Annotated in this window: 13 protein-coding genes, 1 tRNA gene and 1 riboswitch; of the genes, 8 read left to right on the top strand and 6 right to left on the bottom strand. The window is 62.6% G+C overall.

Annotated elements, in window-relative coordinates:
- Nucleotides 1-23 precede the first annotated feature (23 nt).
- Entirely contained in the window at nt 24-1622 is a 1599-nt protein-coding gene (locus tag QMG46_RS11400; RefSeq protein WP_281852628.1) for a coiled-coil domain-containing protein, read from the bottom strand.
- Between the two features lie 171 nt (nt 1623-1793).
- Between QMG46_RS11400 and rnt the strand changes: the two genes are divergently transcribed.
- The 6 genes from rnt (at nt 1794) to phoU (ending at nt 7349) form a co-directional block, all read left to right on the top strand.
- A complete protein-coding gene (gene rnt, locus QMG46_RS11395) occupies nt 1794-2453 on the top strand; it encodes a ribonuclease T (protein ID WP_281852627.1) in 660 nt (219 codons plus the stop codon).
- A 246-nt stretch (nt 2454-2699) separates the two neighbouring features.
- On the top strand, nt 2700-3713 hold the full coding sequence (gene pstS / locus QMG46_RS11390) for a phosphate ABC transporter substrate-binding protein PstS (protein ID WP_281852878.1): 1014 nt from the start codon (nt 2700-2702) through the stop codon (nt 3711-3713).
- 173 nt (nt 3714-3886) lie between these two features.
- Nucleotides 3887-4906 (top strand): phosphate ABC transporter permease subunit PstC, encoded by a 1020-nt coding sequence (gene pstC, locus QMG46_RS11385; protein WP_281852626.1) that lies wholly within the window; start codon nt 3887-3889, stop codon nt 4904-4906.
- The gene (gene pstA / locus QMG46_RS11380; RefSeq protein WP_281852625.1) at nt 4906-5781 is read left to right on the top strand and encodes a phosphate ABC transporter permease PstA; all 876 of its coding nucleotides are present in this window, start codon (nt 4906-4908) and stop codon (nt 5779-5781) included. The genes pstC and pstA overlap by 1 nt, the downstream gene beginning before the upstream one ends.
- Nucleotides 5774-6589 (top strand): phosphate ABC transporter ATP-binding protein PstB, encoded by an 816-nt coding sequence (pstB, locus tag QMG46_RS11375; RefSeq protein WP_281852624.1) that lies wholly within the window; start codon nt 5774-5776, stop codon nt 6587-6589. The genes pstA and pstB overlap by 8 nt, the downstream gene beginning before the upstream one ends.
- 28 nt (nt 6590-6617) lie before the next feature.
- Nucleotides 6618-7349 (top strand): phosphate signaling complex protein PhoU, encoded by a 732-nt coding sequence (gene phoU / locus QMG46_RS11370; RefSeq protein ID WP_281852623.1) that lies wholly within the window; start codon nt 6618-6620, stop codon nt 7347-7349.
- Nucleotides 7350-7493: 144 nt separating this feature from the next.
- On the opposite strand, the gene sugE is transcribed toward phoU, so the two are convergent.
- From sugE to rnr, 4 genes are all read right to left on the bottom strand, one after another.
- Nucleotides 7494-7814 carry a quaternary ammonium compound efflux SMR transporter SugE gene (gene sugE / locus QMG46_RS11365; RefSeq protein WP_281852622.1) on the bottom strand — a complete coding sequence of 107 codons (321 nt, stop codon included), beginning with the start codon at nt 7812-7814 and terminating at the stop codon, nt 7494-7496.
- A 151-nt stretch (nt 7815-7965) separates the two neighbouring features.
- Nucleotides 7966-8256 (bottom strand): CBU_0592 family membrane protein, encoded by a 291-nt coding sequence (locus tag QMG46_RS11360; protein ID WP_281852621.1) that lies wholly within the window; start codon nt 8254-8256, stop codon nt 7966-7968.
- Complete coding sequence (gene rlmB, locus QMG46_RS11355) at nt 8253-8999, bottom strand: 23S rRNA (guanosine(2251)-2'-O)-methyltransferase RlmB (RefSeq protein ID WP_281852620.1); 747 nt, start codon at nt 8997-8999, stop codon at nt 8253-8255. Before rlmB ends, QMG46_RS11360 begins: the two co-directional genes overlap by 4 nt.
- A complete protein-coding gene (gene rnr / locus QMG46_RS11350; RefSeq protein WP_281852876.1) occupies nt 8996-11467 on the bottom strand; it encodes a ribonuclease R in 2472 nt (823 codons plus the stop codon). The genes rlmB and rnr overlap by 4 nt, the downstream gene beginning before the upstream one ends.
- Before the next feature lie 203 nt (nt 11468-11670).
- Here rnr and QMG46_RS11345 point away from each other — a divergent pair.
- Nucleotides 11671-11755 (top strand) — tRNA-Leu (locus tag QMG46_RS11345).
- Between the two features lie 47 nt (nt 11756-11802).
- On the opposite strand, the gene QMG46_RS11340 is transcribed toward QMG46_RS11345, so the two are convergent.
- The gene (locus QMG46_RS11340; protein WP_281852619.1) at nt 11803-12222 is read right to left on the bottom strand and encodes a VOC family protein; all 420 of its coding nucleotides are present in this window, start codon (nt 12220-12222) and stop codon (nt 11803-11805) included.
- Between the two features lie 334 nt (nt 12223-12556).
- A riboswitch (glycine riboswitch) is annotated at nt 12557-12650 on the top strand.
- Nucleotides 12651-12691: 41 nt separating this feature from the next.
- Here QMG46_RS11340 and gcvP point away from each other — a divergent pair.
- On the top strand, nt 12692-15562 hold the full coding sequence (gene gcvP, locus QMG46_RS11335; RefSeq protein ID WP_281852618.1) for an aminomethyl-transferring glycine dehydrogenase: 2871 nt from the start codon (nt 12692-12694) through the stop codon (nt 15560-15562).
- Nucleotides 15563-15621 lie beyond the last annotated feature (59 nt).

The following is a 15621-nucleotide window of genomic DNA, read 5'->3' as shown; positions in this document are numbered from 1 at the left end:
CTCCCTTCTGATAACCGTAAAGCTTAGAACGGGTAGTAGCGGAAGCTGGTGAAGAACATGTCTTCCTTGGCCTTCGGCGCGCCACCGATACCTTCGAACGCTTCGCGCTCGGTGTGCGAGTACTGCGCACCGAACTGGGCGCGGCCGAACTTGCCCTGGTAGAACTTCCACCAGAAACCAGCCGTACCCTGCCAGATCTGCTTGCTCTGACCGACGCAGCTGCCGCCTTCGATGTCGCAACCGGCATTGCTGTACAGCGGGTTACCCAGGCCGAGTGCAATGCCGTTGTAGTTGAACGCTTCCTTGGTCTGACGCTCACGACCGGCAAAGCCGTAGATGTCGAAATCCGGAGTAGCGTGCAAGGTCAGACCCGCCAGCAACATGTTTTCCTTGATCGGAGCGATCGAGCCATTCGGACGGAAGGTCACGTCAGGCATCTGCGCGCTGCCGTAACGACCGATACCGCGGCCCTGCATACCGGAGAACTGGAAGTCCAGGACCTTCTCGACCAACGGCAGGACGAGGCCGATACCGTAGCCGCCACCGTAGACATCGTGGTTGCTGTTGCCCTGGCCCGGCGTGTTGTAGCGGTTGTAGAACGCGCGGCCCAAAGCGAACAGTTCATAGTGACCGTAGCCCGGATCGGCAGCCAGCTTGATGACCACATCGGGGATGTGGTTAAGCGACAGCGTGTTGGCCGAGTCGAAACCCGAACCTGCCGGCATGTTGTAGATCGGCTGCACCGGCGCCTTGGCCTGGTTCGGGCTCACGCCGAACGTGGTCTGCGGGTTTTCCAGCGAGATACCCAGCCACCAGGTCTTGTCGAAATCCTTGACCAGGCGAATCTGCGTCTGGCGAGCCCAGGTGAAGCCCGGCAGGTACTGCGCGTCGATCTGCGGCGGGGTCAGCTCGGTACGCGGAGTGATGCCCTTGCTGTTGAGCGTGAGCAGCGACCAGTTCTGACCGGCCAGCAGGTGCAGGCCCGGGTTGTCCCAGTCCACCGTCATGTAGACGTTGCGCTCGCGCGGGTTGAACGAGTTGCTCTCGTTCGAGTTGGCGGTCTGCGCGCCACCGATGAAGTCGGCCTCGATATAACCGGCGACATGCGTATCCGGGCTCACGTCACCCTGGGCGAGCAGCGAGATACGGCTCTGACGGGCGCTGAAGCGCGTTTCGGCAGTGCGGCCGACCGAAGAGTTCTTGTACGGAATCGCGCTGAAGCTCGATGCGATATCGGCGCCTTCAGAATGCGAGCGATAGATCGTTTCGGCGGCGAGGAAGCCGCCCAGCGTGATGTTCACGCCCTTATAGGAAAGCTTGTCGCTGGACTTCTTGACCTGTGCGTCGGTCGCGACTACCTGCTTCTGCACCGCTTCGATGTTCTGGCCGGTGGAAACGTTGATATCGGACTGCGCGTCGGTGCGCTGCTCCAGCTCGGCGACCTTGGCCTGCAAGGCTTCGAGCTGCGCTTTCAGCGCCTCGATTTCAGCGTTCTTGGATGCAGCTTGAGAGTCCTGGCTCGTACTGTGGGTCTTCTTCGCCGGCGCCGGATCCGCGGCGACGTGGAAACTGGCAACGCCCAAACCGGCAGCAATCGCCACCGCGAGCAACTTAGAACGCATGGAATATCTCCACTATTTAGGAAGTAACTACGCTGGACCGCCCCCTACGATCGCTTGGCCGCCCAGATCTCGAACGGTCGTTAGGATGAAGTTATGTGTTTACGTTTCAATGCAACTTATGTGACAAGTCCAAGACAGCGTGACGACCCTTTCGGCTGATATGCTTATCTAATGGAGATTCAAAGCAACAGCATGTCTGGCCGCATGGCCGAGCGCTTCCGCGGCTTCCTGCCGGTCATCGTGGACGTGGAAACCGGCGGCTTCGACGCGCAGCGCGATGCGCTGCTGGAGATCGCCGCGGTGACCTTGAGCATGGACCAGGACGGCTTCGTACGGCCGCATCCGGCAGTGTTCGCGCACGTGGAGCCCTTTCCCGGCGCCAACATCGACCCGCGCTCGCTGGAGATCACCGGCATCGACCCGGACAACCCCCTGCGTGGCGCGCTCAACGAGCGCTCGGCGCTGGACCACATCTTCAAGGCGGTGCGCGAATCGATGCGCGAGAACGACTGCCAGCGCGCCATCCTGGTCGGTCACAACGCATCGTTTGACCTGGGTTTCCTGAATGAAGCCGTGCGCCGCACCGGCCACAAGCGCAACCCGTTCCACCCCTTCAGCACCTTCGATACGGTGACCTTGAGCGGCCTGGCTTACGGGCAGACGGTGCTCAGCAAATCGGTGCAGGCGGCCGGACACATATTTGATACGCGCGAGGCGCACTCGGCGGTCTACGATGCCGAGCGCACGGCCGAGCTGTTCTGCACCATCGTCAATCGCTGGCGCCGGCTCGAAATCTTCGAGCGCGAGCAAATCGGGCTGGGCGTCCTGTAATACAGGAGTGAGAAGTGGGTCAAAAAGGCCCCGCAAGACCTTGCGGGCACTTATTTCTCGTTTCTCGCAACTCGTTCCTTTACAAGGCTTTCACGGTCGCAAGATGACAACACATAGCCGGTTGTCATAAAGCTGAAACATTCAACTCATCTCATTGCAACACACCCCGCATGAAATAGAGGGCGGGCGGGAATCCCCCGTGGCCCTCTAATACCAGGAGCGACCGTGTTGATCACTACCTCATCCATGACTCGTATCGGCGTTGCCGCTGCGATCGCCGCTGCCTCGATGTTCGGCATGACGGCTCAAGCCACCGATATCACCGGTGCCGGCTCGAGCTTCGTCTACCCCGTGCTGTCGAAGTGGTCCGCCACTTATGCCGAAAAGACCGGTAACAAACTGAACTACCAGTCGGTGGGTTCGGGCGCCGGCGTGGCGCAGATCAAGGAAGGCACGATCGATTTCGGTGCGACCGATGCGCCGCTGAAGGCCGAAGACCTCGCACAGTTCAAGCTGGGCCAGTTCCCGGTCGTGGTCGGCGGCATCGTGCCGGTTGTCAATATCACCGGTGTCGACGCTGGCCAGATCAAGCTGGACGGCACCACCTTGGCCGACATCTTCCTCGGCAAGATCACCAGCTGGAACGATCCGAAGATCGCCGCGCTGAACTCGGGCGTGAAGCTGCCGGAAGGCAAGATCACCGTCGTGCATCGCTCGGACGGTTCGGGCACCTCGTTCAACTTCACCAACTACCTGTCCAAGGTCAGCACCGAGTGGGCAACCAAGGTGAAGTTCGGCACCGCCGTCGATTGGCCGACTGGCGTGGGCGGCAAGGGTAACGAAGGCGTGTCGCAGTACGTCAAGCAGATCAAGGGTTCGATCGGCTACGTCGAATACGCCTATGCCGTGAAGAACAAGATCACCTGGGTGAACCTGAAGAACGCCGCCGGCCAGTTCGTTGCGCCGAACGCCGACGCCTTTGCCGCTGCCGCCGCCACCGCGGACTGGACCTCGGCCAAGGACTTCAACGTGATCATGACCAACGCGCCGGGCGCCAAGGCATGGCCGATCACGGCGACGACCTGGGTGGTCATGTACAAGACCGCGAAGAACGCCGAGCACGCCAAGGTGGCCTTCGACTTCTTCAAGTGGTCGCTGGAAAATGGCCAGCAGGAAGCCGCTTCGCTCGACTACGTCGCGCTGCCGGACAACCTGGTCAAGCAGATCGAAGCCTACTGGGCGTCGGACTTCAAGAAGTAATCAACACGCGCTGCCGGGCATGATGCCCGGCAGCAGGCAAAGCAGCCGCCCGCCCTATCAGGACCGGGCGGCTTGTTGCTGAAAGAGGACATGAGGATGTCCGCCCACTCGCCAGGCTGCCCTGTGCCGTCCGGACTTTGAAAGCTACAAAAGCATTGAGGGATGGCTATCTCATGCAAGCGGAACAGAGCGCAGTCGCTCCCGTGATTGCTCCACCCACTGAGCGCGCCCTGCGCGACGCTCGCAACGATCGACTGTTCGGTTGGCTGCTCAAGGCTTGCGCGCTGATCGTGCTCGCTTCCCTGCTCGGCGCGGCCGGTGCCACGCTATGGGGCGGGCGTCACGCCTTCGGCACCTTCGGCTGGCACTTCCTCGGCGACGCCACCTGGGATCCGGGCAACGACCGCTACGGCGCCCTCGTGCCGGTCTACGGCACCATCGCCACCTCGTTTATCGCCTTGTTGATCGCCGTACCGGTGAGCTTCGGCATCGCGCTGTACCTGTCGGAAGTCGCGCCGCCGTGGCTGCGTACACCGGTCGGGTCGGCGATCGAATTGCTCGCGGGCATCCCCTCGATCATCTACGGCATGTGGGGCCTTTTCATTTTCGCGCCCTTCTTCTCCGACCATATCAAGCCCTTCCTGGCCAACTATCTGGGCAACAAGCCGGAGAGCGGCCACCCGACCTGGATCGCCGAGCACACCTTCGTCGGCAAGCTGTTCGGCAGCGACTACCCGTTCGGTGCCAGCGTACTGACCGCCGGCATCGTGCTGGCGATCATGATCATCCCGTTTATTTCCTCGGTCATGCGCGAAGTGTTCCAGACGGTACCCACACGCCTGAAGGAATCCGCATACGCCCTGGGTTCGAGCACCTGGGAAGTGTCCTGGGACATCGTGCTGCCCTATACGCGGTCGGCAGTGATCGGCGGCATCTTCCTCGGCCTCGGTCGCGCACTTGGCGAAACGATGGCGGTGACCTTCGTGCTGGGTAACGCCATGCAGTTGTCGGCGTCCCTGCTCGATCCGGGCGCATCGATCGCCTCGACCATCGCCAACCAGTTCAGCGAAGCAGCGGGCCTGCAGAAATCCAGCCTGATGGCGCTGGCGTTCCTGTTGTTCGTGGTGACCTTCATCGTGCTGCTCATCGCACGTCTGATGCTGCGCCGCCTGGCGCTCAAGGAGGGTCGCTGATGGCTACCAACGAATCGCTGTACCTGCGCCGCCGCATCAAGAACATCCTGGCGTTGACACTGAGCATGGTGGCCACGCTGATCGGCCTGTTCTTCCTCGCGTGGATTCTCTGGGAAACGCTGCGCCAGGGCATCAGCGCGATCGACTTCAAGCTGTTCACCAAGATCACCGCCTACGGCGAAGACGGTGGCCTGGCCAATGCGATGATCGGCAGCCTCATCATCGACTTCATCGGCATCGCCATTGCCACGCCGATCGGCGTGCTGGCCGGCGCATGGCTGGCCGAATACGCCAACCGCACCAAGTTGGGCGAATCGATCCGCTTCCTCAACGACATCCTGTTGTCGGCGCCGTCGATCGTGCTCGGTCTGTTCGTCTACACCATCGTAGTGCTGCCGACCACCGCGCTCACCGGTGGCTCGACCACCTTCTCGGGCTTTGCCGGCGGCGTCGCGCTGGCGCTGATCGCCCTGCCGGTGATCGTGCGCACCACCGACGAAATGCTGCGCCTGGTGCCATCGACCCTGCGCGAGGCGGCCCTGTCGTTGGGCGTCCCGCAATGGAAACTGACGATGAACATCCTGATGCGTGCTGCACGCTCGGGCATCATCACCGGCGTATTGTTGGCGCTGGCACGCATCAGCGGCGAGACCGCCCCGCTGCTGTTTACCGCGTTCGGCAACAACTACATGACCTTCAACCCGATGGACAAGATGTCCAGCCTGCCGCAGGTGATCTACCAGTATGCCAACGACCCGGGCGAGGCGATGCACGCCATTGCCTGGGCCGGCGCGTTCGTGGTCACCATGTTCGTGCTGCTGCTGAGCCTCGCTTCCCGTCTGGTCCTTTCACGCAACAAGGTGTCCCATGACTGAGCCCGCCGCCGCCGGCATCCAACCGCAGTCCACGGTAGCGTCCGCCCCGCTGGCGCCGACGAAAATCGCCGTCAAGGACCTGCACTTCTACTACCAGGGTTTCCATGCGCTCAAGGGCATCAACATGGAGATCCCGGAGAAGAAGGTCACCGCGATCATCGGGCCCTCGGGCTGCGGCAAGTCGACCCTGCTGCGCATCTTCAACCGCATCTACGCGATCTACCCCAAGCTCGAAGCCAAGGGCGAGATCGTGCTGGACAACGAGAACATTCTCGACCCGCGCTATTCGATGAACCGTCTGCGCAGCAAGGTCGGCATGGTGTTCCAGAAGCCGGTGCCGTTCCCGATGACGATTTTCGAAAACGTCGCCTACGGTATCCGCCACCACGAAAAGCTCTCGCGTGCCGACATGGATATCCGCGTCGAGCAAGCGCTGCGCAGTGCGGCGTTGTGGGACGAGGTCAAGGACAAGCTCAAGCAGAACGCGCTGGGCCTCTCCGGCGGTCAGCAGCAGCGTCTGTGCATCGCGCGTGGTATCGCGCTCAAGCCCGAAGTGCTCCTGCTCGACGAGCCGACTTCGGCGCTGGACCCGATCGCCACCGGCCGCATCGAGCAATTGGTCGAAGAACTGAAGAACGAGTACACGATCGTCATCGTCACGCATAACATGCAGCAGGCAGCGCGTTGTTCGGACCTGACCGCCTTCATGTACCTGGGCGAGCTGATCGAGTTCGATCGTACGGAAAAGATCTTCACCAAGCCGAGCAAGAAACAGACCGAAGACTATATTACCGGCCGTTTCGGTTGATGCGCCCCATACATAAAGAGACCACACCATGAGCGGCAGCAGCAAAGAACACATCATCAAGAGCTACGACGACGAACTGACCCGTCTCACCGGCGAAATCGTGCGCATGGGCGAACTGGCCGTCAGCCAGCTGGAAGCGGCCATCGATGTGATCGAGCGCCGTGACGAGCGCGCCGCGCAGCATGTGGTCAACAACGACGACGCGATCGACCTGCTGGAACAGGAAATCAGTCACGACGTCGTGCGCCTGCTCGCGCTGCGCGCGCCGATCGCCAGCGACCTGCGCAACGTGTTTGCTGCGCTGCGCATCGCCGCAGACATCGAGCGCATCGGCGACTACGCCGCCAACGTGGCCAAGCGCTCGATCCCGCTGTCGCTGGTCGCGCCGATCGCGCCGACCACCGGGCTGGGCTATCTGGCCGAACTGGCTGCTGGCGAAGTGCGTGAAGTGCTGCTGTCTTATCGCGACCGCGATGCCGAGCGCGCCTACCAGGTGTGGAAGGACGACGCGTTGCTGGACGAGGCCTATACCGGCTACTTCCGCCAGCTGCTCACCTACATGATGGAAGACCCGCGCAACATCACGCCGTGCACGCATCTGCTGTTCATGGCCAAGAACATCGAGCGCATCGGCGACCACGCCACCAATATCGCCGAGAACGTGTGGTTCCAGGTGCACGGCGAGCCGCTCACCGCGCAGCGCAGCAAGCGGGATTTCACGTCGAATCCGGAAATGACCAAGCTGGGTGACCGGGAGTAAAAGCCCCCCTCACCCCAACCCCCTCCCCCGGCAGAGCCAGGGGAGAGGGAGCTAAAAGCTCGCACCGTTTAAAGCTTGCCTCATTGTGCCCCCTCTCGCCTGCCTCTGCGGGGGGAGAGGGCTGGGGTGAGGGGGCGCTCTCGATTACTCAGCCCCCACCAACTTCAACCCCACCACACCCATCAAGATCATCCCCACACACGCCAGACGCATCGGCGTAGCCGGATCCTTGAACAGCACGATGCCGAAAATCACCGCACCGGCTGCGCCGATCCCGGTCCATACCGCATAAGCGGTGCCGATAGGCAACTGCTTCGACGCCATCGCCAGCAGGACGACGCTCACGATCATCGCAGCCACCGTTCCCACGGTCGGCCAAAGACGAGTGAAACCTTCGGTGTATTTGAGGCCCATCGCCCAGACGATTTCAAACAGGGCGGCGGCAATCAGGAGTATCCACGACATGATGGAGAACCTCTGTATCGAATACAGGGTCGTCCCCGTGGAATGGTGCAGCTGCCGGGGTCGTCCCCGGCGCAGACAGCGAGTGCTGTCGAAGTGCTTATTTTAACAGCAGCGACGCCCCGCCAGGTGCGGCAAGACGTCGCCACCAGCCTTACCAGCCTTGCGGGTTATGCCCTGCGGCGCGCGCCTCACGGCGAATCCGCATGCCGCGCGCGATACCGTAGACGCTGATCAGTACCCAGGCCAGCTCCATGATGAATGCGGACGTGTTGAAGCTGCCGAAGATCAGCGAAACGATGACGCCACCTGCGCCCAGGGCATTCATCAACTGATAGATCAGTCCGTTGCCGTGGATCTTGTGGGCCTGCAACAGCAGATACGCCAGCAACACCAGCAAGACACCGATATAACCGAACCAGTCGTGCCACATGATATTGCTCATCGAAGTCCTCCGCGTTGACGCAATGCCTCGAACAGCACGACACCGGTGGCCACCGACACATTGAGGCTTTCCATGCTGCCGGGCATCGGAATCTTGGCGACGAAATCGCAAGTCTCGCGCGTCAGACGACGCATACCCTCGCCTTCGCTGCCCAACACCAAAGCCACGGGCCCTTTCAGGTCGATGCTGTAGATCGACGTATCCGTATCGCCGGCCAGGCCAGTAAGCCACACGCCGGCGTCCTTCAAGGTGCGCAACGTGCGTGCAAGATTGGTTGCGGCAATCAACGGCACGCGATCGGCACCACCGGCTGACGCGCGACGCACGACCGGCGTCAAACCCACGGCGCGGTCTTTCGGCACGATCACCGCAGTGACACGGGCTGCGGCCGCACTGCGCAGGCAGGCACCGAGATTGTGCGGATCGGTGACGCCATCGAGCACCAGCACCAGCGCCTCGTTGCCGGCCTGCTCGAGCAGATCCGGCAAATCCGATTCGGCCGCCATCGGTGGCGCTTCGTAACGGGCGATCACACCTTGATGGCGCGCTTCGCCGGCCAGCTTGTCTAGTTGCTCACGTGGACGATGATGCACGACGATCTGCAACGAACGCGCACGCTCGACCAGCTCCTGCACGCGCGGATTGCGCTGGCCGTTTTCCACCAGCACTTCACGCACGCGCTCGGCGTCGTTATTGAGTGCACCTTCCACCGGATTGATTCCGGCGATCCAACTATCGCTCATCGCTTGCCTTTGGGTTTGCCCGGGCGCTTGGCCGCCTTGGGCTTGGTCGTTTGGGGTTTGATCGAGGCCTTGGCGCCTCGCGACGCGTTCGACTTGCTGCCCTTCCTGGGGGCGGAACGGCCGGCATTATCGCGTGTCGGCGCCGGCGTGGCACCTGCGCCTCGCGGCTTGGGCAGCGAGTAGCGCTCGCCTGCGGCAGCGTAGTCGTAGGCACGCGTGGGTGTCGTTACGGGTGGCTTGGCGGCCGCACCCGGCGGCACCAGACGGAAATCGATCTTGCGATCCTCCAGGCTAGCGCGCAGCACCTGCACGCGCACATGGTCGCCCAGGCGGAACTGCACGCCGCTGCGTTCGCCCTTTAGCAGATGGCGCACCGGATCGAAATGGTAGTAGTCGTTGGACAGCTGGCTGATATGCACCAACCCCGACACCTTCGATTCGTCCAGCTCGACGAACAGACCGAACGAGGTCACGCCAGTTACCGTGCCATCGAATTCGCTGCCGACATGCTTGGACATCCACGCGCATTTGAAGCGCTCGTCCACGTCACGCTCGGCTTCCTCCGCACGACGCTCACGCTGGGAACAATGCACCGCCATCGCCGCCATGTCGGTGGCCGAGTAGCTGTAACTGGCCGGTTTGCCGCCGGTCAGCGCATAACGGATCGCGCGGTGCACCAGCAGATCGGGATAGCGACGAATCGGCGAAGTGAAATGCGCGTAGGCTTCCAGCGCCAAGCCGAAGTGGCCGCGGTTGTCCGGCTGATAGGCCGCCATGCTCTGCGAGCGCAACAGCACCGACTGGATCAACTCGCGCTCGGGCCGGTCATGCACCTTGCGCAGCACCGCAGCGTAGTCGCCCGGCGTCACCTGGTCGACCGGCGGCATGCGCAGCTTGAACTCGCGCAGGAACTGCTGCAGGTCTTCGTATTTTTCGGCCGGCGGCGGTTCGTGGGCACGGAACAGCGCGGGAATCTTTTTCTTTTCCAGGAACAGTGCTGCCTGCACATTGGCGGCGATCATGCATTCCTCGATCAGCTTGTGCGCATCGTTGCGCTCGGTCGCACCGGCGGAAACCACATCGCCGGTCTGATCGAGGCGGAACTTCACTTCCGGCGTTTCGAAATCGATCGCCCCACGGCGTTTGCGCTGCGCCGCCATCGCCTTGTAGAGCGCGTGCAGGTTTTCCAGCTGCGGCAGGACATCGGCCACTTCATGGCGCGCGTCGGCATCCTGCAGACCGACCACCTGCCACACCTTGTCGTAAGTCAGGCGCGCATGCGAAAGCATGACGGCGTCGTAGAACTTCGACTTGATCACTTCGCCTTCCGCGCTGACCTGCATATCGCAGACCATGCACAGGCGTTCGACATTCGGGTTCAACGAGCAGATGCCGTTGGAGAGCGTCTCCGGCAACATCGGCACGACGAAGCCCGGGAAGTACGTGGACGTACTGCGCTCGTAGGCTTCCTTGTCCAGCGCATTGCCGACGCGCACATAGTGCGAGACATCCGCAATGGCCACGATCAGGCGGAAACCGCCGCCGCGACGCGGTTCGGCATAGACCGCATCGTCGAAGTCACGCGCGTCGGCGCCGTCGATGGTCACCAGCGGCAATTTGCGCAGATCGATGCGGCCTTCGCGTTCGGCGGCCGTGACCTGGGGTTCCACCTGTGCCGCATCACGTAAGACCTCGGCCGGCCATTCATTCGGCAGGTCGTGGCTGGCGATCGCCATTTCGACCAGCAACGACGGCTGCAGCCGCTCTCCCAGCACCGTAAGAATCGTGCCGAGCGGCCCACGATAAGGCGTCGGCGGATCGGTGATTTCCACCACCACGATCTGCCCCGACCGCGCGCCCTGCTCCTTGCCCGGTGGAATCATGATGTCCTGATGCAAGCGCCGATCGTCCGGCGCCACCAGGGTCACGCCATTGTCGACCACCACGCGGCCGACCAATCGGGGCGAACGTCGCTGCAGCACTTCGACGATGGCGCCCTGTTTGCGTCCGCGCCGATCCACGCCGACCACGCTGGCAAGCACGCGGTCGCCGTGCAGCACGGTACGCATCTGCTGCGGCGAGAGATAAAGATCCTCACCGCCCTCTTCGGGGCGCAGAAAGCCATAGCCTTCGGCATTGGCCAAGACCACGCCGCGAATCAGGTCCAGCTTGACCACGGGGGCGTAGCCGCCGCGACGTCCGAGCAGTAGCTGGCCATCGCGCACCATGGCGTTCAAACGCTTGCGTAGCGCGTTGAGGGAGTCTTCGTCGTCCAGCTGCAGCGCCTCGGCCACGCGCGCCTCGGTCAGCAACTCGCCGCGCTCTTCGAGCAGCGCCAGGATCGCTTCACGGCTGGGAATGGGGCGCTCGTAGCGCTGCGCTTCGCGCTCGGCATGGGGGTCGCTGACGACACCGGCCGGCTCGCGTGCCGGCTTGGAAGAGGCGCCTTTTTTGGGCGCCGCCGACACCGCCGGTCGCGACGAAGCCTTGGGCTTGGCGCGGCTCGGCTGGGGTTCCTTGGTTTTCTTGGTCACTAATCCGCCTTGGATAGGGCACGCTTCGGTAGGAAACGAAGCATGCAATGAAAAAAGAATGAAAGAATAGTTGACAAGAACCGGGCCGCTACCTAATCTACGCGGCTCACGCAGCCCGAAAGGCTTGTGAACCACCTGCCCAGGTGGCGGAATTGGTAGACGCACTAGTTTCAGGTACTAGCGGGTAAAACCGTGGAGGTTCGAGTCCTCTCCTGGGCACCAATTGTAAACGAAGCCCGCAGCGATGCGGGCTTCGTTGTTTTTGGGGTTTATGCAGCCGGCGGGCCTTTGAGCTCGACCATGTTGCCTTCCGGGTCGAAGGTATAAATCGACGGCCCTTCGCCCTGTGCGCCATAGCGCGAACCGATATCGCCGACGCGCGCACCGTGCGCCTGCAGATGCGCAACGATCGATGCTTCGTCGTAGCCATCCACGCTTAAACACAGATGATCCATATTGTGTTTTTCGCTTTCCGGCCCGGCGCCGCCTAGACGTCCAAGCTTGCTATCGATAGCTACCAGATCGATCAAGGAACGGCCGGCGCGCAGCTGCACCAGGCCGATCTCGTCCTGCCGCCGCTCCTCGGCGCAGCCGAGCACCCCGCAGTAGAAGGCCTGGACCTTGGCTACATCGCGCACGCGTAAAACCACGTGGTCGATGTGCTCGATGCTGAACGGGGGTTTGGGCATGGCCGGGGCCGCTTCATGGGGATATCTGGAGGCTACCAAAAGCCTTAACTCAGCGCCGAGCGACTTCAGGGAGCCTCGAATAACCTCAATTTTCATCGTCGCCCCGGCGAACGCCGGGGCCCAGCGTCTTCAGCACGTTGCAGCGTAAGGCGCCAGGTCCCGGCCTTCGCCGGGACGACGGATAGGAAGGGTTTCAAGGGTCCCTTTCAGCCGCTCCCACCGGACGCCCCAAGGCCTTATAATCCGCCCTTCGCAAGCTCGCGGTGGGAGAAGCGGGGTGACCCGCTGCCGAAGGCGCAACGCCCGTAATCGCTCAGGCTCCCATACCACCGCGCGCGAACACTCTGGAGAGACCGGTTGAATCCGGCGCCGAAGGGGCACGAAGCGCGAGCTTCCAAACTCTCAGGCAAAAGGACAGAGGGGCGCCCCGCGTACGGCACGTGCGCTGTTTTCGGATGCCCTAATCCTCATGAGCCAGAACTCCACCCCTTCCCTGCGTGAGCTCGAGCACCACGGCGCGTTCATCGAACGCCATATCGGCCCCAACGATGCCGAGATCGCACTGATGCTGCGCACCGTTGGCTACGACTCGCTCGATGCGATGACCGACGCGATCGTGCCGGGCAAGATCAAGTCGCCCGCGCCATTGGCGTTGCCGCAGTCGGTCACCGAAGAACAGGCGCTGGCCAAGATCCGCGCGATCGCCGACAAGAACCAGGTGTTCCGCAGCTTTATCGGCCAGGGCTACTACGGCACGCTGACGCCGAACGTCATCCTGCGCAATATCCTCGAGAACCCGGCGTGGTACACGGCCTATACGCCGTACCAGGCGGAGATCTCGCAGGGTCGCATGGAAGCGCTGATCAACTTCCAGACGATGGTCGCCGATCTCACCGGCATGGACATCGCCAATGCATCCCTCTTGGACGAAGCCACCGCCGCGGCCGAAGCGATGACCCTGGCCAAGCGTTCGGCCAAGTCGAAGTCGAACGTGTTCTTCGTGTCCAAGGACGTCCATCCGCAGACGCTCGAGGTGCTGCATACGCGCGCTGACGGCATCGGCATCGAGCTGCATGTGGGCGACGACAGCGATGCGCTCAACGTCGACAGCTTCGGTGCGCTGCTGCAGTACCCCAATACCTTCGGCCAGATCAACGACTACAAGGCGCTGACCGATGCCGTGCACGCACGCGGCGGTCTGGTTGCCGTTGCCACCGACCTGCTCGCGCTCACCCTGATCGCCTCGCCGGGCAGTTGGGGCGCGGACATGGTGGTCGGCAACAGCCAGCGTTTTGGCGTGCCGTTCGGTTTCGGCGGCCCGCATGCTGCGTATCTGGCCTGCCGCGATGCGTACAAGCGCTCGATGCCAGGCCGCCTGATCGGCGTCTCGGTCGATGCCGAAGGCAAGCCGGCATACCGCCTCACCTTGCAGACTCGCGAACAGCACATCCGCCGCGAAAAGGCCACGTCGAACATCTGTACCGCGCAGGTGCTGCTCGCCGTCATGGCCAGCACGTACGCCGTGTATCACGGCCCGGACGGGCTGCGTCGCATTGCGCACCGCGTGCACCGCATGAGCGCGATCCTCGCCGCCGCGTTGCGCAAGCAGGGCATCACCGTCGGTCCCGATTTCTTCGACACGCTGCATATCGTCGATGTCGACGCCGCGGCGATTCACGCCAAGGCACAGGCGGCCGGTATCAACCTGCGTGCCATCGATGGGCGCAGCCTGGGCATCAGCCTGGACGAAACCGCGACCCGTGCCGACCTGGTTGCGCTGGCCGGTATCTTCGGTGCCAAGCTGGACGATATCGATGCGCTCGATGCCGCCACGCCGGACGCCCTGCCCGCCGCGCTGCGCCGACAGAACGCCTTCCTCGAACACCCCGTGTTCAACACGCATCACAGCGAACACGAATTGCTGCGCTATCTGCGCTCGCTGGCCGACAAGGACCTGGCGCTGGATCGCACGATGATCCCGCTCGGTTCGTGCACGATGAAGCTCAACGCCACCGCCGAGATGATCCCGGTGACCTGGCCGGAGTTCGCCAATATCCATCCGCTGGCGCCGGCGAACCAGTCGCAGGGCTATCAGCAGCTGATCGACGAGCTCGAAGCCATGCTGGTCGAATGCACCGGCTACGACGCAGTCAGCCTGCAGCCGAACTCCGGCGCGCAGGGGGAATACGCCGGCCTGCTGGCGATTCGCGCCTATCATCGCTCGCGCAATGAAGGCCATCGCGATATCTGCCTGATCCCCGAATCGGCACACGGCACCAACCCGGCCTCCGCGCAGATGTGCGGCATGACGGTGGTGGTGACCAAGTGCGACAGCAACGGCAACGTTGATCTCGATGACATCCGCGCCAAGGCCGAGAAGTATTCCGACCGCCTCGCCGCGTTGATGATCACCTACCCGTCCACGCACGGCGTGTTCGAGGAAGACGTGGTCGCGATCTGCGACATCGTTCACCAGCATGGTGGTCAGGTCTATACCGACGGCGCGAACATGAATGCGCTGGTCGGCGTGGCCAAGCCCGGCAAGTGGGGCTCGGACGTTTCGCATCTGAACCTGCACAAGACCTTCTGCATTCCGCATGGCGGTGGTGGCCCGGGCGTGGGCCCGTGCGCGGTGAAGTCGCATCTGGCACCGTTCCTGCCGCGTACGCTCGGCGGCGAAGGCAATGTCGGCATGGTCAGCGCCGCCAGCTTCGGTAGCGCCAGCATCCTGCCGATCAGCTGGATGTACATCACGTTGATGGGCACCGAGGGCCTGCGCAAGGCGACCCAGGTCGCGCTGCTCAACGCCAACTACATCGCCAAGCGCCTGGAAGCGCATTTCGAGACGCTTTACACCGGTCGTAACGGCCTGGTAGCGCACGAGTGCATTCTCGACCTGCGCCCGATCAAGGACGCCACCGGGATCAGCGCCGAGGACGTTGCCAAGCGCCTGATCGATTTCGGCTTCCACGCACCGACACTGAGCTTCCCGGTGGCCGGCACCTTGATGGTCGAGCCGACCGAAAGCGAATCGCAGCACGAGCTCGACCGCTTCATCGACGCGATGATTCAGATCCGCGACGAAATCCGCGCCATCGAAAACGGCAACCTGGATCGCGAAGACAACCCGCTGCGCAACGCACCGCATACGGCCACGATGGTTACCGCCAGCGAATGGACCCATGCATACCCGCGCGAGCTGGCCGCCTTCCCGCTGCCAAGCCTGAAACTGCAGAAGTACTGGTCGCCGGTCGCCCGTGTAGATAACGTTTACGGCGACAAGAACATCATGTGCGCCTGCATTCCGGTGGATGCCTATAAGGAAGAAGCCGAAGCTTGATATAAGCGACCTCGTCTGAAAAAAGCCCCGCATTGCGGGGCTTTTTTTTATCGAATGGA

The sequence above is a fragment of the Dyella sp. GSA-30 genome (assembly GCF_027924605.1).
Lineage (GTDB): Bacteria > Pseudomonadota > Gammaproteobacteria > Xanthomonadales > Rhodanobacteraceae > GSA-30.
Note: the sequence above shows the minus strand (reverse complement) of the source record. Positions and strands in the feature narration are given on the sequence as shown.